Origin of the sequence: Agrobacterium sp. Azo12 (assembly GCF_029193765.2) — a bacterium.
Taxonomy (GTDB): Bacteria; Pseudomonadota; Alphaproteobacteria; order Rhizobiales; family Rhizobiaceae; genus Agrobacterium.
In genome coordinates this window covers 2,872,677-2,893,075 of the sequence record NZ_JARFYO020000001.1, presented here as the reverse complement: position 1 = coordinate 2,893,075, position 20,399 = coordinate 2,872,677, and the positions used below count along the sequence as shown (strand labels likewise).

Sequence of the window (20,399 nt, the reverse complement as noted above, 5' to 3'; positions counted from 1 at the left end):
CTTGACGTTTTCATACGATTGAACGATAGAACATGAAAATCAGACCGCGTGCACGCTACCCCGTGCGCGCGGTTTGGCGTTTCAGGGGCGAATTTTCTGCAATTCGCTCGCATCTGCACGAGGTTATGATCATGAGTGACGGCAAGGGGCTGGTTCGAACATTGGCGTTTTGGGGCATTCCGCTTTCAATCGGGGTGCTTGGGCTAAAGCTTCTTGCATGGTGGGTAACCGGCTCGGTTGCGCTGTTGTCTGACGGTCTGGAATCGACCGTCAATGTGGTCGCGGCCTTCATTGCCTATTTCGTCATTCGTTATGCGCAAAAGCCGGCCGATGAAGACCACCAGTTCGGCCATCACAAGGCGGAGTATCTTTCCGCGGTGGTGGAGGGCGTGCTGATCGTTCTGGCCGCGCTGCTGATCGTGAAGGAAGCCTGGGCCGGGCTGTTTGAACCACGCCTTCCGGAGGCGCCGGTGCTTGGTCTTGCTATCAACGCTGCTGCCGGTGTCATCAATGCCGTCTGGGCAACCATCCTTATGCGTGTCGGCAAACAGTATCGGTCACCGGCACTGGAAGCAGACGCTCATCACATCATGTCGGATGTGGTGACATCGATCGGCGTTCTCATTGGTCTGGTGCTGGCTATCCTCACCGGTTACGCGATCCTCGATCCTATCCTCGCTATCGTGGTGGCCATCAACATCCTGTTTCAGGGCTGGAAGGTCATTTCAAATTCCATTGGTGGTTTGATGGACCGCGCTGTGACACCGGAAGAGGAAGAGCAGATCAAGGAGGCGATTAGTGCCAATGCCAACGGGTCGGTTGGCGCACATGATTTGCGGACTCGCCGGGCAGGCGCTGCCGCTTTCATCGATTTCCATCTGGTGGTTCCTACCGAGATGAGCGTGGGAAAAGCACATGAAATTTGCGACCGCCTTGAAGATGCCATACGCGCGGTGATACCGGGTGCCAGCCTTGCCATCCACGTAGAACCGGAAGGCGAGAAGGCACACGGCGTCATGGTAAAAGTTCGCAAAGGAGAAAAAATATGACCGATGTTTCAGGTCTGTCTCAGCTCGGCACCAAGGTCGACACTCCGGAAAGCCCAGAAAAGGCCGTGCTGGAAAAGGTGCCAAACGGCAATGCCGGAACCGATTATGTGGTGCGCTTTACGGCGCCTGAGTTCACATCGCTGTGCCCGATGACTGGCCAGCCGGATTTTGCGCATATCGTTATTGATTACATTCCCGGCGATTTTCTGGTGGAATCGAAATCACTGAAGCTGTTTCTGCATTCCTTCCGCAATCATGGTGCATTCCATGAGGATTGCTCGGTCTATATTGCCAAGCGACTTGTCGATCTGCTGCAACCAAAATGGCTGCGCATCGGTGCTTATTGGTATCCGCGTGGTGGCATTCCTATCGATGTGTTCTGGCAGACGGGTGCTGTACCGGAAGGTGTCTGGCTTCCGGATCAGGGCGTGCCGACCTACCGTGGTCGTGGCTGACAATCGAGCAAAATGGGTTCAGGCGAATGAACTGTCGTCGCCTGAATCAAAATCCATGTCTGCACTGTCGTCATCATTGTCGCTGTCGTCATTGGTTTGCTGGATGTCATTACCACTGTTGTCAGCGCCTGCGGTCTGATCTGGCGTGTCGTTGCCGTAGTAATTGTTGACGACGGTTTCTTCGACCGGTGCGTTGCCGGACACGGGCGATCCTAGGCCCAGAGACGACATGTGATTGCCGAAAATCCCGCTCAAGGAGTTGGCGAGCAGCATGCCGCCCGCAACACCTGCTGCCGTGCCTAACGCACCCTGCAGGAAACTGCCACTCGCAGAACGGGCTACGGGTTGCTGGCTCCATGGGCCAGTTGGTTGTTGTGCTTGTGGTTGCTGGCTTTGCGCGCGACCCCACGGACCGGCAGTTGGTGCGGCTGTGTCATTGCGATAGTTTGTCGTCGGTGGTGCGGCGGCTGGGGCAGGGGCTGTTGCCTGTGGTTGACTGGAACCGAATATTGAACTCAGGAAGCCACCTTGCTGGGTGTGGTGCGGACCAGCGTTGCCGGATTCCAGTTGATGAATACGCTCTTCAAGTCGCGCAATATGAGCAGCGGCGGCTTCAAGCCCCTTTTCCTGCACGATGACCGCTTGCGCCAGATAATAGGGAGCGGTTGGCTGATCGCGCACGGCGCGTTCAATCAAGATCTCCGCATCGCTGTCTCGCGGTGTGGATGATGCGGTTCTGACCCTGTCGAACAGGGCGGTCAGCAGTTTGGTTTCTTCCGGCGACATGTATGCCTCCTTACCGAACAAAGAAACGTATCGATAAGGAGGTAGGCGCTAAATCCGACTTTTCAAAGCTGCCGGAGGTTTAAATTTTTGTAATGCTTCAGCCGCCGAAGGCCAGTGTCAAGCCACCAAGTGCCGTGAGCGCGCCGATGATACGGCTGGCGACTGTGCCAAGGCGGCTGACACCGAGACCGGCAGCAATACCAGCCACATGCAGCAGCGCTGTGGCGATAACAAAGCCGACGCCGAATTGAAGTGCGCCGGCACTGCCCAGTTCGCCGCCATGGGCGTGGCCATGGAACAGCGCAAAAATGCCAACCACGGCGGCTGCGGCCGAGACGGGGAAGCGGGCTGCCATGGCAACCAGAAGGCCAAGTGCAATCACGGAGGCGAGAATGGCCGGCTCCACAAATGGCAGATCAATGCCACCAAGTGCCATCATGAAGCCGATTGCCATGGTGCCAACGAAGGCGGATGGAACGACCCAAAGCGCGCGTCCACCAATCTGTGCGGCCCAGATTCCGACGGCAACCATCGCAAGAATGTGGTCGGCACCAAAAAGCGGATGGGAAAAACCGGCCATGAACGAGCCGTGTTCTTCGGGGTTCAGGTGGGCGAAGGCTGGCAGGGTGGTTGCGGCGAGTGCTGCGGCGGCAATTGAAATACGTTTGAACATTGTTCCCTCTCAGTATTTTACGGCATCAAGCCGCTGCGGACGCTCCTCCCAAATCGGCGCAGCGGTATGATTTTAACGATATCGTAAGCGTGAACTTGCTGTCCATGCGCCATTTGCCGGTGTGCTGTTTATTATACAGTTCTGCGCCTTGTCTTTTTCGCTCATTGTTTTACGACACAAATCACACTATGTCCGAAGGACAGACGAATTACGTTGGAGATCCGTGTATGAACGAAGAAGACGACGACAAGAGCAAGGAACTGCCGATCGGTAAGGAAACGGAAGCGAATCTTTTCAAGTCGCGTTCTATCTTCATTTATGGTGGCATTACCCAGGAATTGGCGCAGAAGGTCTGCACGCAGCTCGTGGCACTTGCCGCAGCCAGCGACGAAGACATTCGTGTTTACGTCAATTCTCCTGGCGGTCACGTGGAGTCTGGCGACAGCATCCACGACATGATCAAGTTCATCAAGCCGAAGGTCTGGATCATCGGTACCGGCTGGGTCGCATCGGCTGGCGCACTGATCTATGTTTCTGTGCCGAAAGAACGCCGCCTTTGCCTGCCAAATACCCGTTTCCTGCTTCACCAACCATCTGGTGGCACACGCGGCATGGCATCGGACATCGAAATCCAGGCACGCGAAATCATCAAGATGAACCAGCGCCTGATCAAGATCTTCTCCAAGGCCACCGGCCAGACGGAAGAAAAGATCGCCAAGGACATCGACCGCGATTACTGGCTGTCGGCTGAAGAAGCCAAGGACTACGGTCTGACCAGCCGCATCGTGGAAAACCAGTCCGAACTGTAATCTGTTGGACTGTTGACGTTTTAAAAGCCCGTACTGGTGAAAACCTGTGCGGGCTTTTGTTTTTCTGCGACCCGTAGCTTAGCTTTTGTTTCCGTTTCAGCTGTCGGGCAGGGCTCCCTTGCTTCTCATGCGTTTTTTTGATCTGTGATAGGTACAATCACACGCTGTCCTGAGTCCCTGCCATGTTGAAAGATTTTTCCGTTCAAAGCCTGTTCATGGGCTGCCTTACGGCATTTGTTGGCTTTGCCAGTTCCTTTGCCGTTGTGTTGCAGGGGCTAAAAGGCGTTGGCGCCACGGATTTTGAGGCAGCCTCCGGATTGATGGCGCTTTCCGTGTCGATGGGGTTTTGCGCGATTGCCTTGTCGGTCGCCACCCGATTGCCGGTCAGTATTGCATGGTCGACGCCCGGTGCCGCACTGCTGGCGACGACAGGCGTGGTAGAGGGCGGTTTTTCTGCTGCTGTTGGTGCCTTCATCATCTGTGCCGTGCTGATCATCATTGCGGGTCTTTTCAAGCCGCTCGGCCGCGCTGTGGCATCCATTCCAGCGCCTTTGGCCAATGCCATGTTATCCGGCGTCATCATCGGCCTGTGTTTTGCACCGATCAAGGCCATCGGCTTTAATCCGGCGCTTGGTCTGCCGATCATATTGGCATGGATCGTGGTTGGTGCGTTCAAGCGCCTGTTTGCCGTGCCTGCTGCCCTTCTGGCCTTTGTGCTGGTGATGGTTTTTGGTGTCGATATTCCCGCAGGCGCACTGGACAGCATTTCACAGTCACTGAAACCGCCAATGGAATTTGTAACGCCATCGTTTAATCTGCAGGCCCTGATCTCGATTGCATTGCCGTTGTTCATCGTGACCATGGCATCGCAGAACATTCCGGGGATCGCGGTGTTGAAGGTCAATCATTATGACGCGCAGCCCGGCCCGTTGTTTGCCACGACTGGCTTCTTCTCGCTGCTGTCCGCACCATTTGGCGGCCACGCCGTTAATCTTGCGGCGATTACTGCTGCGATGTGTGCGGGTGAAGATGCCCATGCCGATCCGAAGCGCCGTTACTGGGCGGCGATCATTGGCGGGGTTGGTTATATCATTCTCGGTCTGCTGGCCGGTGTGGTAACCGCCTTTGTGGCGCTCGCTCCACCGATTCTCATTGAGGCGGTGGCCGGACTGGCCCTGGTCGGTGCATTCTCCGGTTCTGCGGTTGCGGCCTTTAGGGAACCTGACACGCGGGAAGCGGCAGCGATCACCTTTCTGATCACTGCCTCAGGCTTGTCGTTCGGCGGCATTTCCGGTGCTTTCTGGGGGCTGATGGCTGGTGGCCTGATGATGGTTTTGACGCGTTTCGTGAAACGAATGAAAAATTAAAGATGCGCTTGCATCAGAATCTTTCGGCAATTATAAGCGAACGCATGATTACTTGCTCCGCGACCTTTTCCGGCATGAATGCGCAGATTTCTGCGAATGCTTGCCCATGCGGTGCACTCTCGCTTCTTAGCCTCGACCTTACACGCGGTTGCCGGGTCCAGTGAGGAGCGCCCGGCGGCCGAAAGCCCGCTGGCGCAAACGCTCCTCATACGAAATTTCTGTACATACTGGATTTTTTGCCCGCTTGAGGGCGCGCATCTAACGTTGGTTCCCAAGCCACGGATGCGCAAGGAGGAAGTAACATGGACTCGAAGATCATCACCAGCGCAAATGGCATGTCTGACGCAGCTGCGAAGTATCGTCCCTATCCAACCATCAATATTCCTGACCGCACGTGGCCATCCAAGACCATTACCAAGGCACCGATCTGGTGTTCGGTTGACCTGCGCGATGGCAATCAGTCGCTGATCAACCCGATGGGACATGATCGCAAGGCGCGCATGTTCAAGCTGTTGCTGGAAATGGGTTTCAAGGAAATCGAAATCGGTTTTCCCTCGGCGTCTCAGACCGACTTCGATTTTGCACGCTGGTGCGTGGAAGAAGCCGGCGTGCCTGACGACGTGTCCTTGCAGGTGCTGGTGCAATGCCGCCCGGAACTGATCACCCGCACGTTTGAATCTTTGGTTGGTGCCAAGAAACCGATCATCCATTTCTACAACTCGACATCGGAATTGCAGCGCCGCGTGGTGTTCGGCAAGGATGTGCATGGCATCAAGCAGATTGCGGTTGATGCCGCCAAGATGATTACTGACATGGCCGAGAAGGCCGGTGGCGGTTACCGTTTTGAATATTCTCCGGAAAGCTTTACCGGCACCGAGCTGGAAGTGGCGCTGGAAATCTGCAACGCGGTGATCGAGGTGGTAAAACCCACCGCTGACAACAAGCTGATTCTGAACCTGCCTTCGACGGTCGAAATGGCAACGCCAAATATTTATGCCGACCAGATCGAATGGATGTGCCGCAACATTGATAACCGCGAAAACGTCATCATTTCCCTGCACCCGCACAATGACCGTGGCACGGGCATCGCGGCAACTGAACTGGGCCTGATGGCTGGCGCTGACCGCGTGGAAGGCACGTTGTTCGGCAATGGCGAGCGCACCGGCAATGTCGACGTGGTGACGCTGGCATTGAACATGTACACCCAGGGCATTGACCCTGAACTGGATTGCCGCGACATCGAACGCATCAAGTCGGTCTATGAGTATTCCAACGAAATGGCGATCCCTGAGCGTCACCCCTATGTTGGTGAACTGGTCTATACTGCGTTCTCCGGCTCGCACCAGGATGCGATCAACAAGGGCATGAAGGCAATCAAGCAGTCCAATACCGGCGTTTGGGAAGTACCTTACCTGCCAATCGATCCGAAGGACGTTGGCCGTTCCTACGAGGCGATCATTCGCATCAACTCACAGTCGGGCAAGGGTGGTATCGCCTACATTCTGCAGCAGGATTACGGCATCAACCTGCCGCGCAATCTGCAGGTGGAGTTCCGCGAGGATATTCAGCGCATTACCGATGAAGAAGGTGTGGAGCTGCCAGCCAAGCGGATCTATGAGCGTTTCATCGAGCGTTACGTGACCCAGCCTGACGCACGTTTGAAATTCGTTGATCATCACACCTATCCTGCCGGCGATTTCAAAGGCGTGCGTGTGGTCGCTGCCGAAATCATGGACCGCGGTGAGGTCAAGCGGATTGAAGGCAAGGGTACCGGTCCGATCGATGGCTTCATCAACGCTTTGTCTGTCTATCTGGGCGTTGACCTGTCGGTAAACGACTATTCCGAACACTCGCTGCAGCATGGTTCCAATGCATCGGCCATCGCCTATGTCGAAGCTGAGTATGATGGCGGCAAGCTCTACGGTGCTGGCGTCAACACCAACATCGTGGCGGCCTCGCTCGAAGCAATTGTTTCGGCTGCCAACCGCGTTCTGCAAGAGCGCGCCAAAAACGCATAAGGCTTTTACGCCTCACATTGCCATGCCCGGTCTTGTCCCGGGTATGGCAAATTGGACTTTGATTTAAGGCGTTGAATCGGCAGCTTAAAGTCAGACATAAAGTTACAGCGCTACGGTCGCTGATCTAAAAATAAACGTTTCGCTGTTTAGAACTTACGCGTCCGGCGGGGGGAAACCTATCACCCGGCCATTTTCATAGAACACCCTGACATCCTCAAATTCGATGGCCGTTGCTGCCTCGTTGAGCGAATGGCGTTCGCAGGTTACGTTCCATGCGCCCTGTTCGCCTGATATGTTGAACAGGTTATAACTGGCGCGTGGTTTTTTCCCGCCGGGACCTTGGGAAGCCGAGGCGATGCCAACCACCGGAATATGGTCCTGCCCATGGTGGGTATTGAGCCAATAGACCGTGTTCAGATGTGTGTGGCCATGCAGCACCAGCTCTGCGCCACCCGTTGAAACGGCGCCGGCGAAACGGCGAATGCCGATCATGCGCTTGTGGGTGGCCGCTGCGCCACGGATTGGCGGATGATGGATCATCAACACACGAAACAGGCCCATCGAGCCCGCCTTTTTCAGCAGTTCAGCTGTCGCACGCGCTTGCCTGCGGCCGAAATAACCGGTCGCTGAAAAGGGCGGGGTGGCAATGGATGTCGAGCAGCCAATCAGGGCGACCGGGCCGCGAACGCGCATATAGGGGAAAATCTTGCGGTCTTCATCCCAGTCTTCGGGGTCGCCATCCCCGCGCACATAGGGGTACCATGCGTTCATGGCCTTGTCGTGCGCACCGGGGACATAGGCATCATGGTTGCCAGGGACGACGGAAACAGACGATGGTTCGCCCACTTCTTCCAGCCAATCGGCGGCTGCGCGAATTTCAATACCGGTCGCAAGGTTGACGAGGTCACCGGTTATCGCCAGATGGTCGGGCTGCTTCGCCTCCAGATCATCGAGCAGTTTTTCCAGCGTATCTGTGAAAAGGTGCTTGCGACGATTGCGATGCCAGTTCACAAATCCTGTAATGCGTTTAGACGCCAGTTCACGGAATGTAAGTTTGGGCAGGGGTCCAAGATGGACATCTGAGATATGCGCGAGTTTGAACATGGTGGCAGACATAACGCATAAGATCATGAAACGGAATTGTTTTTGGCCATGATCGGAAAGGTAGAATGAGCGGAAAAGGTTCCCCCGAAAAACAGAGTTTGTTGACGTGGATTGTGACACGCATCCTGCATGCGGTGTTCCTGGTCACGCGTGGCATGACAATGGGGGTGCGAGCGGCCTGTTTTGACGCACAAGGTCGGGTGTTTCTTGTACGCCATTCCTATTTGCCGGGCTGGTATCTGCCCGGTGGCGGCGTTGAGCGCGGCGAAACAGTGATCGAAGCGCTGCACAAGGAAATTCGCGAGGAGGGCAATCTGACGGCGACCAGCACGCCGGAGATTTTCCATGTCTATTTCAACAACAAGGCCAGCAGGCGCGACCATGTTGTGCTCTACAGGTTGAATGTCGAGCAAACGGCACCACGGCTGGCGGATTGGGAAATCAAGGAAAGCGGTTTTTTTGATCCGGACAATTTGCCCGAGGATGCAACGGCGGCAACGCGCCGCCGTTTGCAGGAATTGAAGGGTGAGATCACTGTCTCGGATTACTGGTAGGCGCGGGGATTAAACCAATTCCTGCCGGTTATGTGCCATTTCAAGATTGATGGCTGGCCCTACAGGTACAATGCCAGTTGGGTTGATCATCGTGTGGCTACGATAATAATGCTCCTTGATATGGCGCATATCGACCGTCTCGGCGACACCCGGTGTCTGATAGAGATCGCGCAGATAACCGCTCACATTGGGATAGTCGGCAATGCGGCGAATGTTGCACTTGAAGTGGCCGACATAAACAGCATCAAACCGCACCAGGGTGGTGAATAACCGCCAGTCAGCCTCGGTCTGGTTTGCGCCAAACAGGAAGCGTTGCTGTTTCAACCGTGCTTCCAGAATATCCAGCGTTTCAAACACCTTGATGGCGTTTTCCTGATAGGCTTCCTGCGTCGTTGCAAAACCGGCCTTGTAAACACCGTTGTTCACGGTGTCGTAGATGAGGGTATTGAGCTCATCGATCTGCTGCTGCAACGCTTGGGGATAAAAGTCTTCTTCCGAACCTGTCAGGCCGTTGAAGGCGCTGTTGAACATGCGGATGATTTCCGCCGATTCATTTGAAACGATGGTGTTATTCTTTTTGTCCCAGAGCACTGGCACGGTGACGCGACCGGAATAGTTTGGATCGGCTTTGACATAGACCTGCCAGAGTGTGGACGAGCCGAACAGATGGTCCTGTGTGGCGCCCGGTGTGCGGTCAGACTCAGGTTTGAACTCCCAACCGTTTTCCAGCATCAGCGGATCGACGACTGAAACGGAAATCAGATCCTCCAGCTTTTTGAGCTTGCGGAAGATCAGCGTGCGATGTGCCCAAGGACAGGCCAGCGATACGTAGAGATGATAGCGGTCTTTTTCCGCCTTGAAGCCACCCTTACCAGATGGGCCGGGCTCGCCGTCTGCGGTAATCCAGTTACGAAACTGTGATGCGCTGCGCTTGAAATGGCCACGGGTTTCCTTTGTGTCATACCATACGTCTTTCCAGACACCTTCCACCAGCATACCCATGGTGCAACCTCCTGTTTCAATTTTTGACTGAGTAAAGAATAGGCTATTTTCTGATGTATTCGATACCCTAATCGTGAACACTGCGTTCTGTGCCGTTCACAATTATGATGGATGCAGGTGTTCAATAAAGGCTGGACGCTCCCCATGAATCCTGATATCAGGCAAAACAAACTTTTAGGGATTGATCGAATTCAATGACTGAACCACGGATGCTCCGACGACGCTGACGCTCTTAAACGCCTCTTGAGGCGTAGCTGTCGCTATTGTCATGTCCGCTTTTTGGTTCGGGTCTTTTAATGTCCAAGCACGATCTGGTCTACCTTACCGAGCACGCATCTCACGATGCTGCCATCGAAATCATCAACGAAGAAGCATTTGGTCCGGGCCGTCACACCCGTGCGGCAGCGCGCATTCGCGAGCAGGGACCTCATGACCGGACCTTGTCATTCATTTGTGCTGACGACGGTGAAACCATTGCCTCCGTGCGGATGACGCCGGTGCTGGCCGGTGGTGTCAAAGGACATATGTTGGGACCACTTGCCGTGCGGCCATCCCACAAGAGCATGGGCATTGGCCGGGAACTGGTGCGGATTGCCATCGAGGCGGCAAAACGCAAGGGTTCGGAAGCTGTTATCCTGATCGGAGACCCACCTTATTACATGCCGCTCGGCTTTGAGAAGGTCAGCTATAAGGCGCTGGATTTTCCGGGGCCTGTTGATCCGAACCGGGTGCTGGTTGTACCCCTTGGCCAAGATATTCATGCGCGGCTGAAGGGCGTGATTGGCTGGCGGCAATGTGAAGCCGTGATGGCAATGCCGGATGCCGAAGAGGATACCTATGAGGAACCTCAAAGGGTTTTTGCCTGAACTTACGTTCTTAACTTGAATGATCCAACAAAAAGACCTGGCAGAGCAATCTGTCAGGTTTTTTTGGGTCGATATTGCTGAAAAAGGTATCAGCGACCTTCACGCCACCACACGGCGGCAAATGCAAACAGCAGCACGCCCAATCCCGCAAAACCGGCAAACAGCGGCAGTGTGTTGACGCCGGTCAGCACAGTTTCATTGGTCATGCTGATCAGCATGCGGTTGTTGTCGGGGACACGCACTTCACCGCGCACAGGCAAAATGTCCGGCAGGGTGAGACGGCCGTCATTGTCGGCAACGCGGTGCACGCTGCCTTTTGTTTCCGCAGCCAGCGGCGCGAGTGTTTCGGTGGTTGAAATCATCGCCTTGAATTCCGGGGCATCAACGGCACCGACATGCACCAAAGTGGTGAATTCGCCATTGGTGATTTCAAACAAGCCGGTTTCGTCCATGCGCTGTTCCAGCTTGTAAAGGCCGGGACCAGCTTCGTTAAACGCCATGGTTTCGGTTTTGCCGGATGGGAACTTGACGGTTGCCTGACCGGGATCATCGCCAATCGTCTGGCGGGTGACCTCGAGTGTGCGGCCATTGGCCCGGCCGGTGAGAGCCTCTTCTTCCAGTTCCGGCTCTTTCATCAGCCAGTGGGCAATGCGCCGGTAAAGCGACACGTGCGGACCGCCACCTTCAAAACCACGCGCCCACAGCCAGCCCTGATCGGACAACAGCATCGCCACACGGCCTTCGCCCTGGCGGTTCAGCACCAGCAGTGGGTCTTGTCCATCGCCCAGCATCACTGTCTGGCCAGCCGGAGGATCAACGCTGACGGTGCGGAACCAGCGACCCCAGGCCGGTGGTTCATCACCAGAGCCTTCAAGGCCGCGCGTGACCGGATGTTTCTTGCCCGCTTCAGACAGGCGAGGGTAGAAGGCGGAATTATGCATCTGGCCGGTCGGATTGGCTGGCAAAACGCTGGCAAGCGGCGTCAGGGCAATGGAGTCCTGTCCGGCATGTTCTGGTCCCGCCGCAATCAGAAGGGCGCCGCCCTTTTCGACATATTGGGCAATATAATCATAATACAGGATCGGCAGCACGCCGCGATGCTGGTAACGGTCGAAAATGATCAGGTCGAAATCCTCGATCTTTTCAACAAAAAGCTCACGGGTCGGGAAGGCAATCAGGGACAACTCGTTGATCGGTGTCCCATCCTGCTTTTCCGGAGGGCGCAGAATGGTAAAATGAACGAGGTCAACCGAAGCGTCGGATTTCAGCAGATTGCGCCATGCGCGTTCCCCGGCATGGGGCTCACCCGAAACCAGGAGCACACGCAGATTCTGGCGAATGCCTTCAATCAGATGCACAGCGCGGTTGTTGGCTGTGGTGACTTCTCCGGGCAGTTCGGCGACCGAGAATTCCATGACGTTGTTGCCACCACGCGGCACCTTGAAATCGAACGGTGTCGGCTGGCCGGGTGTTGCCTGTACCTTTGCCAGTTCCTCGCCATTCATGCGAATGGTAACTTCTGCCGGGCCGCCCTGGCTGCGGCCGTCATCAAACACCCGGAAGGTCAGTTGCTGGTTTTCGTTGACGATGCCGAAGCGCGGTGCACGAACCACCTCGATACGCCGGTCAAATTCGTCCGCCTTGCCGGTGATCAAGCCATGGATCGGTGCTTTGAAACCAAGGTCCTGACCGGGGTTTGGAATGTCATGGATCTGGCCGTCGCTGAGGAAAATGGCACCGCCAACCCGAGATGGTGATACATCTGATATTGCGGAATTGAGCGAGGAAAACAGGCGTGTCGATGGCGTATCGCTGGTGCCATCATCCTGCACCTCGACAATGCGCGGCTCGATGCGCGGGAACCGCGACAGACGATCCTGCAACTGCGCCAGCGCATCATCTGTCATCTTTGTACGCTCCGCCGTATCCTGGCTTTGCGAACGGTCAACGATGACAGGCACAATGGTGGAAAGCTGCTCACGCTCCTCCTGTGTCAGAAGCGGGTTGAGAATGGCAAGCAGCAGGGCGGCAAGCGCAATACCGCGCAGCCATGCGCCGCGCACACCACGCCACAGTCCGAGGACGAATAGCAACAGGGCTGCAACGGCGAGTATGATAATGGCAAACCACGGGAGGAAGGGAGCAAAAGTCAGTGTCATATCATTGCCCCAGTCTTTCCAGCAGGGCAGGCACATGCACCTGATCTGCCTTGTAGTTGCCGGTCAACATATACATCATGATATTCACGCCAGAGCGGAACGCATGTTCACGCTGCACTTCATCCGGAGGCACGGTTGGCAGCGAAGGCGCACCATTGTCGTCGATCGCCCATGCGCCCGCAAAATCATTGCCGGTGATCAGAATAGGTGTCACGCCATCGCCTGACGAAGACAGGCCGGACGTGGTCTTGCCGGAATCCTGGCGGGATTCGACCCATAGCGGGCTGCCGTTGTATCGGCCGGGAAAGTTGGTCAGCAGATAGAACGAACGGGTCAGTACGTGATCTTCCGGTGTTGGTTCCAGCGGTGGGATGTCTATATTGGCGAGAATGGCCTGAAGGCGTTCGCCATTGGCACTGGTACCACCACCATTGCCGAGTGAGGTGAATTGGTCGCGTGTGTCAAACAGCACAGTACCCCCGGCGCGCATATAGGCATCGATTCGGGAAATCGCAGCACTGGATGGCATTGGTGCGGTGGCAGAAATCGGCCAATAGATGATCGGATAGAAGGACAATTCATCCTTTGAAATATCAAGACCAACCGGTGCGCCGGGTTCCAGCGTCGTGCGCCAGGTTAGGAACTCGCTCAAGCCCTGCAGCCCACGTTTTGAGATATCGTCGACATCACTTTCACCCGTGATGACGTAAGCGAGGTGCGTGGTGTCGAGCCGTTCAAAAATCGCTTCATCGCCGGGTTTGGGATCATCTGCACGTGCCGTGTCTGGTGCCAGCAATGATAGTGTTGCCATGAAGGCAAGCATCACGGCGGCAGCCGAGCCTCTAGTACGGGGAAGACGGGCAAAGGCACCATTCATGAATAGCATGATGAGGCTGTCGGCGATCAGCAGCAGGAATGCCGCTATGAACAGAGCGGGGCGCAGGGAGTGGGCTGTTTCGCCGATCAACCCTTCACGCAGCACAGGCAGATTAGCAAGCGAGGCATCCAGCGGCGCAAGTTTTGCACCTGCTGGTAAAAGGTTGAGGGCCACGAAGCCATCCTCTGTGCCGTACAGGCCGGGTGGGGTTTCGAAATTTGCGATCGGCGTCTGGCCGGGCCGGTTTTCCAGCGGTCGTGCCGTCCCGGTTTCCGTGGTCAGTGTGCCATCTGCCATCAGCAGGCGATAAGGGGCAAGGCTGCCAACGGCGCTGCCTTCGGCGGTCGCGCCGGCGGCTTTCGATAGCTGTACAAGGCGACGCAGCATTTCAACGAAATGTCCTGAAATCGGCAGGTCCGACCATGTGGCTTCCGCACTAATGTGGAACAGCACGATGCGGCCAGCGCCGTTTTCACGCATGGTCACCAACGGCGTTCCATCGGCAAGGCTTGCCCATGTCCGTTCGGCGAGATCAGGCGTTGGCTCTGCCAGCACCTGACGTTTGACCAATACGCCGTCGGCTTTCGGCATGCCTGCAAAAGCGCCGAAATTCGGGAAATCAGCAAGCGGCTGTGGTTCTGCCCATGACAGCGCGCCACCCAGCGTGCGCTCGCCCTGGCGAAGGGTTACCGGTACCAGCGGGTCATCGGCTGGGGCTGCCGCAAGGCGCGGACCGGCAAACCGGATCAAGGTACCGCCACGCTGTAACCAGCGTTGCAAAGGTTCATAGGTTTCGGCTGGCAGGCGGCCAATGTCAGCCATGACGATGACGGATGGGTTAGCCTGCAGGATTTCAGGTATGGCAACCGAAAGGTCAGGCTGTCGCTGCTCGATCAGGTCGGCGTAAGGTTGCAGGGCGCGACTGATGTAAAACAATGGCAGCAGCAGCGGCTGGAAGTCGCTGCCGGTATCGCCGGCAAGCAGTGCGACACGGCGACGGCGAAAACCATCATCTAGCAAATGCACGGAACCTGCTGTGGTCAGTCCTTCAATCGAAAGACGGGCAAAGTCGTTACGCAATTCGAAGGGCGCTTCGATGGTGCCGGTGGCCTCATCAGCACCAGCGGCGAAAGCTGCTGTTCCAGTGCCAAGTGTGCGGCCCTGACTATCCTGCGCATTCACCGTCAGATTTTCTGCATCTGTTGTGTTCAGGCGGGCAATGGAAAGCGACATGGAATCGGCGCCGTTGGAAGCGGAGGTAATGGCGGAGATCTGTTTGCCGTCACCTTCGATCAACCGTAGCTCCGAAGGTGAGAGGCTGGCAAGATCAGCCAGTGCGTCCTGATCCGTTGGCGTTGCAATACCATCGGCGACAAAAACTAATGTGCCGGGCGAGGTGCCGTTCAATGCCTCGGTCACGGATTCTGCGGTCTTGAACCGGTCTGGAACCAGGGGCCGCGGTTTTGCAGCGGCCAGTTTTTCGCGAGCCACGGCCGCGGTTGTCGGCACGGCGTCGTTGTTGGTTTCGGCGGTAAAGCTGATCGAAACCGGCACATCGGCACGCTCGGCATCGTCAATGATCGCCGATACGGTCTGCACGCGGCGTTCCCAGTCAATCGATGTTGCCCAGCCATTATCGACCACCAACACCAGGGGACCACCACTGGCCACGGACGTGTTGCGCGGGTTAAGGACGGGATCGGCCAGTGCCAGAATGACCAAGGCCGCCAGAACCATGCGCAGCAAGGTTAGCCACCAGGGACTTTGCGACGGCGTTTCCTCACGTTTCAAAACCGTTGCAAGGATTTTGAGTGGTGGAAAGACCTCGGCCTTTGGGCGTGGCGGTGTCAACCGCAACAGCCACCAGATGGCGGGCAGGGCGGCGAGACCAATGAGAATATAGGGATTGGTGAACAGGAAAGGCAGGGCGCTCATGTACGACCTCCACCTACAGCACCGGCCGGAGAACCGGACAGATACATGTGCATCGTCACCAGCGCTTCGGATGCCAGATGGTCGGTGCGGTGAAACACGAAATTCCAGCCCATGCGACGAAGGGCTGATCCCAACGCATCACGACGGGCAAAATAGGCGCGGGTATAATCCTGCTTGATGGTTTCGGCGCGACCTGACACCAGCTTTTCACCGGTTTCGGGATCGGAAAATTCGGTTCTGCCGCTGTAAGGAAAGGTCTCTTCTGCGGGGTCTGCAATTTCCACCACATGCCCGCGCAAACCGCGGCGTGCTAAGGGCGAAATACGCTCCATCACGTTTGCCGCATCATCCAGGAAGTCGCCGATCAGCACGATATCGCTTGCACCCTTAATCATGTTGGTTTCCGGCAAGCCGCCGGTCATTGGTGCATGCATGAGGGCAGCGGCCAGTCGTTCGGCGGCGTTGCGCGCCGAGACCGGTTCCATGATGCCGGGACAACCGATCCGTTCACCGGAGCGAGCCAGAATTTCCGCCAATGCCAGCATCAGCACCAATGCCCGGCTTTCTTTCGATACCGGCGACAGTGTCGACTTGAACATCATTGATGGTGACAGGTCGGCCCACAACCAGATTGTATGGGCTGCTTCCCATTCCCGGTCGCGGACATAGGTATGATCGTCACGGGCCGAGCGGCGCCAGTCGATGCGCGACAGGCTTTCACCCTCGGCATAGGGGCGGAACTGCCAGAAGTTTTCGCCGATGCCGCGTTTGCGGCGGCCATGCCAGCCGGCAATCACGGTGTTGGCGATGCGTTTGGCTTCCACCATACAATCCGGCACCAGACTTGCGCGCTGGCGCGCGCGCGCCAGAACCTCTGGGCCCGGGGTCTTCTCGACGATCTGACCAATGGATGCCACTTGCGCTCCTTTTCTGCCCTTAAGGGTCAGCCTTTGGCCTGCGCCACAAGTCCTGCAATTACATCACGAACCGACATGCCCTCGGCTCTCGCAGCGAAGGTCAATGCCATGCGGTGTTCCAGTACAGGTTCCGCAAGGGCATAAACATCGTCCAGCGAGGGCGCTAGACGGCCTTCATAGAGCGCACGCGCACGCGCCGTCAGCATCAGCGACTGGCCAGCACGTGGGCCTGGACCCCAGGCAACATTCTTGTCGGTCAGTGCATTGCCGTGACCGGGACGTGCCGAACGCACCAGCGACAGGATGCCATCAACAACCTTGTCGCTGACCGGCATCTGGCGAATGAGGGTCTGGATTTCGATCAGGCGTTCCGCGTCAATCACGCGGCGTGCTTCACCTGATGTGGTGCCGGTGGTGTCAAGCAGGATCTGGCGCTCGGCGGCAAGGTCCGGATAGTCAACATCGACCTGCAGAAGGAAGCGGTCGAGCTGGGCTTCTGGAAGAGGGTAGGTGCCTTCCTGCTCCAGTGGGTTCTGGGTCGCCAGAACGTGGAATGGTTTTGGTAGATCATAACGCTGGCCAGCGACTGTAATGTGGTATTCCTGCATGGATTGCAGCAAAGCGGACTGGGTACGCGGGCTGGCGCGGTTGATTTCGTCGGCCATCAGCAGCTGGGCAAAGACCGGTCCCTTGATGAAACGGAAAGAGCGGCGCCCGCTCTCATCCTGGTCCATCACTTCCGAACCGACAATATCTGACGGCATGAGGTCGGGTGTAAACTGGATACGATTGGCATCAAGGCCAAGTGTCGTGCCGAGCGTCGTCACCAGCTTTGTCTTGGCAAGGCCGGGAACACCGACCAGCAACGCGTGACCGCCGGACAAAATGGCGAGCAGGGTGTTCTGGACGACTTTTTCCTGACCGAAAATGACCTTGGAAACATCTGCCCGGATGGCTGCAATATCTGCCAGCGCCTTTTCGGCTGCCGCAATAATCGCCTTTTCATCGAGGGCTTCGCTGGTGTTCATCATGCCCATGTCGCTCTCCTCAACATTTTCATCGAACCGTTCGGCTCATCCTGCGGTTCCGGCGAATCGTGGCTTTAAATCACGTTTCGGTTCATCATATCCAAGTAACGTGCTGTAAGTCATTGTTTTATCGTATACCGTGACCGCAAAACCGCCGCACGCTGTTACGCGGCATAGTTTAAGACGTTTTCTGCACTGCATATAGCTTATTGCCATCCTGACGGCTGACAAGCATGTTTCAAATGACTATCTCGTTACTCATGTTCCATTACGTGTAAAGCGGGACTCGAATATGGCAAGCGAAACGATAAATTCGGCGAAAGATGCGGCAGGTCTTGCTGCCCTGATTTCTCGCGCAGCTGAGCAAACCGGTGATAAACCGCGTGGGCCGGCCCCAGTCGAGCGCTGGAATCCACCATTTTGTGGTGATCTCGACATGGAAATCAGGGCGGATGGCACCTGGTTTTATATGGGCACGCCCATTGGCCGGGCGCCGCTGGTACGGCTGTTTTCCACTGTTTTGCGAAAAGACGAAGATGGTAAAACATATCTTGTGACGCCTGTGGAAAAAGTCGGCATCAAGGTGGTGGATGCACCATTTCTTGCTGTCGAGATGATGGTGACGAAAGAGGGGGGCAAACAGCAACTGACATTTCGGACCAATGTGGGGGATGTGGTGGCTGTTGGAAAAGATAATCCGCTCCGTTTTGACATACACGGTGAAAATCACGAATTGAAACCCTATCTGCTGGTGCGAGGCCGGCTTGAAGCCCTGGTTTCAAGAGCGGTTATGTATGATCTGGCAGCACTAGGAGAGTCGATGGACATCAACGGTACCGAGATGTTCTGCGTTCGATCAGGTGACGATGTTTTTCCAGTCATGCCGATGAATGAACTGGATATGTTGTCGAAATGAGTGATGTGATGCAGTTTTCCGCGGGCGAATTTCGCCGTCGCGTGATCTCAATGAATGAAGACGCTTTCGAGACGGCGGGTGTGAATGGCGACCACCGTTTGAACCCTGCCGTGCGCTTTTCCATTGATGGCGTCAAACTGAAGGATGCGGCAGTGCTGGTGCCTGTCGTCGACGATGGCAATGAGGCGCGGGTGATTTTTACACAGCGCACGTCGACGCTGCGCAAACATTCCGGGCAGATAGCCTTTCCCGGTGGCGGTATCGATGAAGAAGATGAAAATGCCGAAATTGCTGCGCTGCGGGAGGCTGAAGAAGAAATAGGGCTGCCACGTTCATTTGTCGAGCCGTTGGCCGTTTTACCGGATTACGTGTCCGGCACGGGTTTCCGCATCAAACCTGTTCTGTCTGTTGTAAAACCCGGATTTGATCTGATCCTCAATCCTGCAGAGGTTGATGAGGTCTTTGAAGTACCGCTGTCTTTTCTGATGAATCCCGACAATCACGTGCTTGCCAGCCGTATGTTTCAGGGCCATGAAAGGCACTTCTACGAGATGCCCTATGGCGAACGTTATATTTGGGGCATTACGGCGGGTATCGTCCGCATGATTTATGAAAGGCTATACGCATGAACAGCATTGCCGGGCAGGACTGGTTTTCCAAACCGGCCCTTCAGCGCATTCTTGGTCTGCTGAACGCTGATGGCGGCGAGGCAAGGATTGTCGGGGGCGCAATCCGCAATGCTCTTATGGATATGCCGGTTGGCGATATCGATATTGCCACGACATTGCTGCCGCAGGATGTGGTGGAACGGGCGAAGGATGCGGGAATCAAATCCGTCCCGACAGGCATTGAGCATGGCACCGTCACGCTGGTTCTGGAGGGGGAAGGTTACGAGGTAACCACCCTGCGTCGCGACGTGGCGACTGACGGCCGACGTGCTGATGTTGCCTTCGGCACCGACTGGCAGGTTGATGCCGAGCGCCGAGACCTGACAATCAACGGCCTGTATGCCGATGTCGAAGGCAACATTATCGACCTGATCAATGGTCTGCCAGACATTGAGACTCGAACCGTGCGCTTTATTGGCGATGCGGCAACCCGGGTGGCAGAAGACTATCTGCGTGTACTGCGCTTCTTCCGGTTTTTTGCCTGGTACGGGTCCGGTCGTCCAGACGCGGACGGGCTCCGGGCAAGCGCACGTGCTAAAGATAAGCTGTCGACCCTGTCGGCCGAGCGTGTTTGGAGCGAGTTGAAGAAACTGTTGTCAGCACCCGATCCGTCGCGTTCCCTTTTGTGGATGAGGCAGTCTGGCGTCCTGGCGCAGGTGCTGCCGGAGACGGAAAAGTGGGGCATCGATTCTATCCATGGCCTCGTTGCTGCCGAGCAGTCTTTGAATTGGTCGGTCGACCCGTTGATACGCCTTGCGGCGATTATCCCGCCTGACGTGGCAAGAGTTGAAGCCATGGCCAGCAGGCTGCGGATGTCGAAAAACGAAACCAACCGGCTGTCGTTGTGGGCGGGTGCCCAGACACCGGACGCTACCATGGCAGAAACGGCACTTGATCGTCTACTTTATCGGCAGGGTAAGGATGGGGTAGTGATGCGGCTGAAACTTGCGCTGGCTGCGGCCCGTGCTGATGTGTCGGCGGGTGAAGAGGCGATGCGCAAAGTCGCCCGACTATCGACGCTCAACAATCGAGCAAACGCGTTTGTCAAACCGGCCTTTCCGTTGACCGGTGCCGATGTGCTGGCAGAAGGCGTTGCTGCAGGACCGCGTGTGGGCGAGGTGCTTTCTGCGCTGGAAGACAAGTGGGTTGAGGTCAACTTCTCACTTGACCGGGCGGCACTGACCGCCCGATTGAAAACCATGCTGCAGGATTAAAA

General features: G+C 56.2%; 18 protein-coding genes. 10 read left to right on the top strand and 8 right to left on the bottom strand.

All coding sequences use genetic code 11. The features are described from left to right. The first annotated feature begins 131 nt into the window (after positions 1 to 131). Together PYL13_RS13820 and queF are read left to right on the top strand one after the other, a co-directional pair. Complete coding sequence (locus PYL13_RS13820; protein WP_275641705.1) at positions 132 to 1,049, top strand: cation diffusion facilitator family transporter; 918 nt, start codon at positions 132 to 134, stop codon at positions 1,047 to 1,049. Beyond that, positions 1,046 to 1,504, top strand: a complete 459-nt coding sequence (gene queF / locus PYL13_RS13815; RefSeq protein ID WP_192488385.1) for a preQ(1) synthase — start codon at positions 1,046 to 1,048, stop codon at positions 1,502 to 1,504. Before PYL13_RS13820 ends, queF begins: the two co-directional genes overlap by 4 nt. Before the next feature lie 18 nt (positions 1,505 to 1,522). On the opposite strand, the gene PYL13_RS13810 is transcribed toward queF, so the two are convergent. Together PYL13_RS13810 and PYL13_RS13805 are read right to left on the bottom strand one after the other, a co-directional pair. Beyond that, complete coding sequence (locus tag PYL13_RS13810; RefSeq protein ID WP_275641704.1) at positions 1,523 to 2,290, bottom strand: DUF2076 domain-containing protein; 768 nt, start codon at positions 2,288 to 2,290, stop codon at positions 1,523 to 1,525. A 97-nt stretch (positions 2,291 to 2,387) separates the two neighbouring features. Further along, positions 2,388 to 2,963, bottom strand: a complete 576-nt coding sequence (locus tag PYL13_RS13805) for a HupE/UreJ family protein (RefSeq protein ID WP_275641703.1) — start codon at positions 2,961 to 2,963, stop codon at positions 2,388 to 2,390. Between the two features lie 227 nt (positions 2,964 to 3,190). Between PYL13_RS13805 and PYL13_RS13800 the strand changes: the two genes are divergently transcribed. From PYL13_RS13800 to leuA, 3 genes are all read left to right on the top strand, one after another. Continuing rightward, on the top strand, positions 3,191 to 3,772 hold the full coding sequence (locus PYL13_RS13800) for an ATP-dependent Clp protease proteolytic subunit (RefSeq protein WP_192488388.1): 582 nt from the start codon (positions 3,191 to 3,193) through the stop codon (positions 3,770 to 3,772). 182 nt (positions 3,773 to 3,954) lie between these two features. Next, entirely contained in the window at positions 3,955 to 5,139 is a 1,185-nt protein-coding gene (locus PYL13_RS13795; protein WP_275641702.1) for a benzoate/H(+) symporter BenE family transporter, read from the top strand. 302 nt (positions 5,140 to 5,441) lie between these two features. Next, a complete protein-coding gene (gene leuA / locus PYL13_RS13790) occupies positions 5,442 to 7,157 on the top strand; it encodes a 2-isopropylmalate synthase (protein WP_250981971.1) in 1,716 nt (571 codons plus the stop codon). Positions 7,158 to 7,310: 153 nt separating this feature from the next. Here the strand turns inward: leuA and PYL13_RS13785 are convergent, their stop codons facing one another. Beyond that, positions 7,311 to 8,261 carry a metallophosphoesterase family protein gene (locus tag PYL13_RS13785; protein WP_275642038.1) on the bottom strand — a complete coding sequence of 317 codons (951 nt, stop codon included), beginning with the start codon at positions 8,259 to 8,261 and terminating at the stop codon, positions 7,311 to 7,313. A gap of 65 nt (positions 8,262 to 8,326) precedes the next feature. On the opposite strand from PYL13_RS13785, the gene PYL13_RS13780 reads away from it, so the two are divergent. After that, entirely contained in the window at positions 8,327 to 8,815 is a 489-nt protein-coding gene (locus tag PYL13_RS13780; protein ID WP_275641701.1) for an NUDIX domain-containing protein, read from the top strand. A gap of 9 nt (positions 8,816 to 8,824) precedes the next feature. On the opposite strand, the gene PYL13_RS13775 is transcribed toward PYL13_RS13780, so the two are convergent. Further along, positions 8,825 to 9,817: a glutathione S-transferase family protein gene (locus PYL13_RS13775; RefSeq protein ID WP_275641700.1), complete on the bottom strand. Its 993-nt coding sequence runs from the start codon at positions 9,815 to 9,817 to the stop codon at positions 8,825 to 8,827. A gap of 296 nt (positions 9,818 to 10,113) precedes the next feature. Here PYL13_RS13775 and PYL13_RS13770 point away from each other — a divergent pair, with 296 nt between their 5' ends. Then, a complete protein-coding gene (locus PYL13_RS13770; protein WP_275641699.1) occupies positions 10,114 to 10,683 on the top strand; it encodes a GNAT family N-acetyltransferase in 570 nt (189 codons plus the stop codon). 89 nt (positions 10,684 to 10,772) lie between these two features. On the opposite strand, the gene PYL13_RS13765 is transcribed toward PYL13_RS13770, so the two are convergent. Genes PYL13_RS13765 through PYL13_RS13750 form a run of 4 tightly spaced genes read right to left on the bottom strand, consistent with a single transcriptional unit; the run spans position 10,773 to position 17,608 of the window. Then, positions 10,773 to 12,842 carry a hypothetical protein gene (locus PYL13_RS13765; RefSeq protein ID WP_275641698.1) on the bottom strand — a complete coding sequence of 690 codons (2,070 nt, stop codon included), beginning with the start codon at positions 12,840 to 12,842 and terminating at the stop codon, positions 10,773 to 10,775. A 1-nt stretch (position 12,843) separates the two neighbouring features. After that, positions 12,844 to 15,654 carry a DUF4159 domain-containing protein gene (locus tag PYL13_RS13760; protein WP_275641697.1) on the bottom strand — a complete coding sequence of 937 codons (2,811 nt, stop codon included), beginning with the start codon at positions 15,652 to 15,654 and terminating at the stop codon, positions 12,844 to 12,846. Further along, on the bottom strand, positions 15,651 to 16,571 hold the full coding sequence (locus PYL13_RS13755) for a DUF58 domain-containing protein (RefSeq protein WP_275641696.1): 921 nt from the start codon (positions 16,569 to 16,571) through the stop codon (positions 15,651 to 15,653). Before PYL13_RS13755 ends, PYL13_RS13760 begins: the two co-directional genes overlap by 4 nt. A 26-nt stretch (positions 16,572 to 16,597) precedes the next feature. After that, positions 16,598 to 17,608 carry an AAA family ATPase gene (locus tag PYL13_RS13750; RefSeq protein WP_192488397.1) on the bottom strand — a complete coding sequence of 337 codons (1,011 nt, stop codon included), beginning with the start codon at positions 17,606 to 17,608 and terminating at the stop codon, positions 16,598 to 16,600. Between the two features lie 283 nt (positions 17,609 to 17,891). Between PYL13_RS13750 and PYL13_RS13745 the strand changes: the two genes are divergently transcribed. The 3 genes from PYL13_RS13745 to PYL13_RS13735 are packed head-to-tail and all read left to right on the top strand — an operon-like array spanning position 17,892 to position 20,397. After that, the gene (locus PYL13_RS13745) at positions 17,892 to 18,515 is read left to right on the top strand and encodes a DUF1285 domain-containing protein (protein ID WP_275641695.1); all 624 of its coding nucleotides are present in this window, start codon (positions 17,892 to 17,894) and stop codon (positions 18,513 to 18,515) included. Next, positions 18,512 to 19,144 (top strand): CoA pyrophosphatase, encoded by a 633-nt coding sequence (locus tag PYL13_RS13740; RefSeq protein ID WP_275641694.1) that lies wholly within the window; start codon positions 18,512 to 18,514, stop codon positions 19,142 to 19,144. Before PYL13_RS13745 ends, PYL13_RS13740 begins: the two co-directional genes overlap by 4 nt. Continuing rightward, entirely contained in the window at positions 19,141 to 20,397 is a 1,257-nt protein-coding gene (locus tag PYL13_RS13735; RefSeq protein WP_275641693.1) for a CCA tRNA nucleotidyltransferase, read from the top strand. The genes PYL13_RS13740 and PYL13_RS13735 overlap by 4 nt, the downstream gene beginning before the upstream one ends. Positions 20,398 to 20,399 lie beyond the last annotated feature (2 nt).

What these genes read in the sequence shown, in the direction of transcription:
- PYL13_RS13820 (WP_275641705.1), top strand. Translation starts at nt 132, where the DNA reads ATGAGTGACGGCAAGGGGCTGGTTCGAACATTGGCGTTTTGGGGCATT.
- queF (WP_192488385.1), top strand. Translation starts at nt 1,046, where the DNA reads ATGACCGATGTTTCAGGTCTGTCTCAGCTCGGCACCAAGGTCGACACT.
- PYL13_RS13810 (WP_275641704.1), bottom strand. Translation starts at nt 2,290, where the DNA reads ATGTCGCCGGAAGAAACCAAACTGCTGACCGCCCTGTTCGACAGGGTC.
- PYL13_RS13805 (WP_275641703.1), bottom strand. Translation starts at nt 2,963, where the DNA reads ATGTTCAAACGTATTTCAATTGCCGCCGCAGCACTCGCCGCAACCACC.
- PYL13_RS13800 (WP_192488388.1), top strand. Translation starts at nt 3,191, where the DNA reads ATGAACGAAGAAGACGACGACAAGAGCAAGGAACTGCCGATCGGTAAG.
- PYL13_RS13795 (WP_275641702.1), top strand. Translation starts at nt 3,955, where the DNA reads ATGTTGAAAGATTTTTCCGTTCAAAGCCTGTTCATGGGCTGCCTTACG.
- leuA (WP_250981971.1), top strand. Translation starts at nt 5,442, where the DNA reads ATGGACTCGAAGATCATCACCAGCGCAAATGGCATGTCTGACGCAGCT.
- PYL13_RS13785 (WP_275642038.1), bottom strand. Translation starts at nt 8,261, where the DNA reads ATGTTCAAACTCGCGCATATCTCAGATGTCCATCTTGGACCCCTGCCC.
- PYL13_RS13780 (WP_275641701.1), top strand. Translation starts at nt 8,327, where the DNA reads ATGAGCGGAAAAGGTTCCCCCGAAAAACAGAGTTTGTTGACGTGGATT.
- PYL13_RS13775 (WP_275641700.1), bottom strand. Translation starts at nt 9,817, where the DNA reads ATGGGTATGCTGGTGGAAGGTGTCTGGAAAGACGTATGGTATGACACA.
- PYL13_RS13770 (WP_275641699.1), top strand. Translation starts at nt 10,114, where the DNA reads ATGTCCAAGCACGATCTGGTCTACCTTACCGAGCACGCATCTCACGAT.
- PYL13_RS13765 (WP_275641698.1), bottom strand. Translation starts at nt 12,842, where the DNA reads ATGACACTGACTTTTGCTCCCTTCCTCCCGTGGTTTGCCATTATCATA.
- PYL13_RS13760 (WP_275641697.1), bottom strand. Translation starts at nt 15,654, where the DNA reads ATGAGCGCCCTGCCTTTCCTGTTCACCAATCCCTATATTCTCATTGGT.
- PYL13_RS13750 (WP_192488397.1), bottom strand. Translation starts at nt 17,608, where the DNA reads ATGGGCATGATGAACACCAGCGAAGCCCTCGATGAAAAGGCGATTATT.
- PYL13_RS13745 (WP_275641695.1), top strand. Translation starts at nt 17,892, where the DNA reads ATGGCAAGCGAAACGATAAATTCGGCGAAAGATGCGGCAGGTCTTGCT.
- PYL13_RS13740 (WP_275641694.1), top strand. Translation starts at nt 18,512, where the DNA reads ATGAGTGATGTGATGCAGTTTTCCGCGGGCGAATTTCGCCGTCGCGTG.
- PYL13_RS13735 (WP_275641693.1), top strand. Translation starts at nt 19,141, where the DNA reads ATGAACAGCATTGCCGGGCAGGACTGGTTTTCCAAACCGGCCCTTCAG.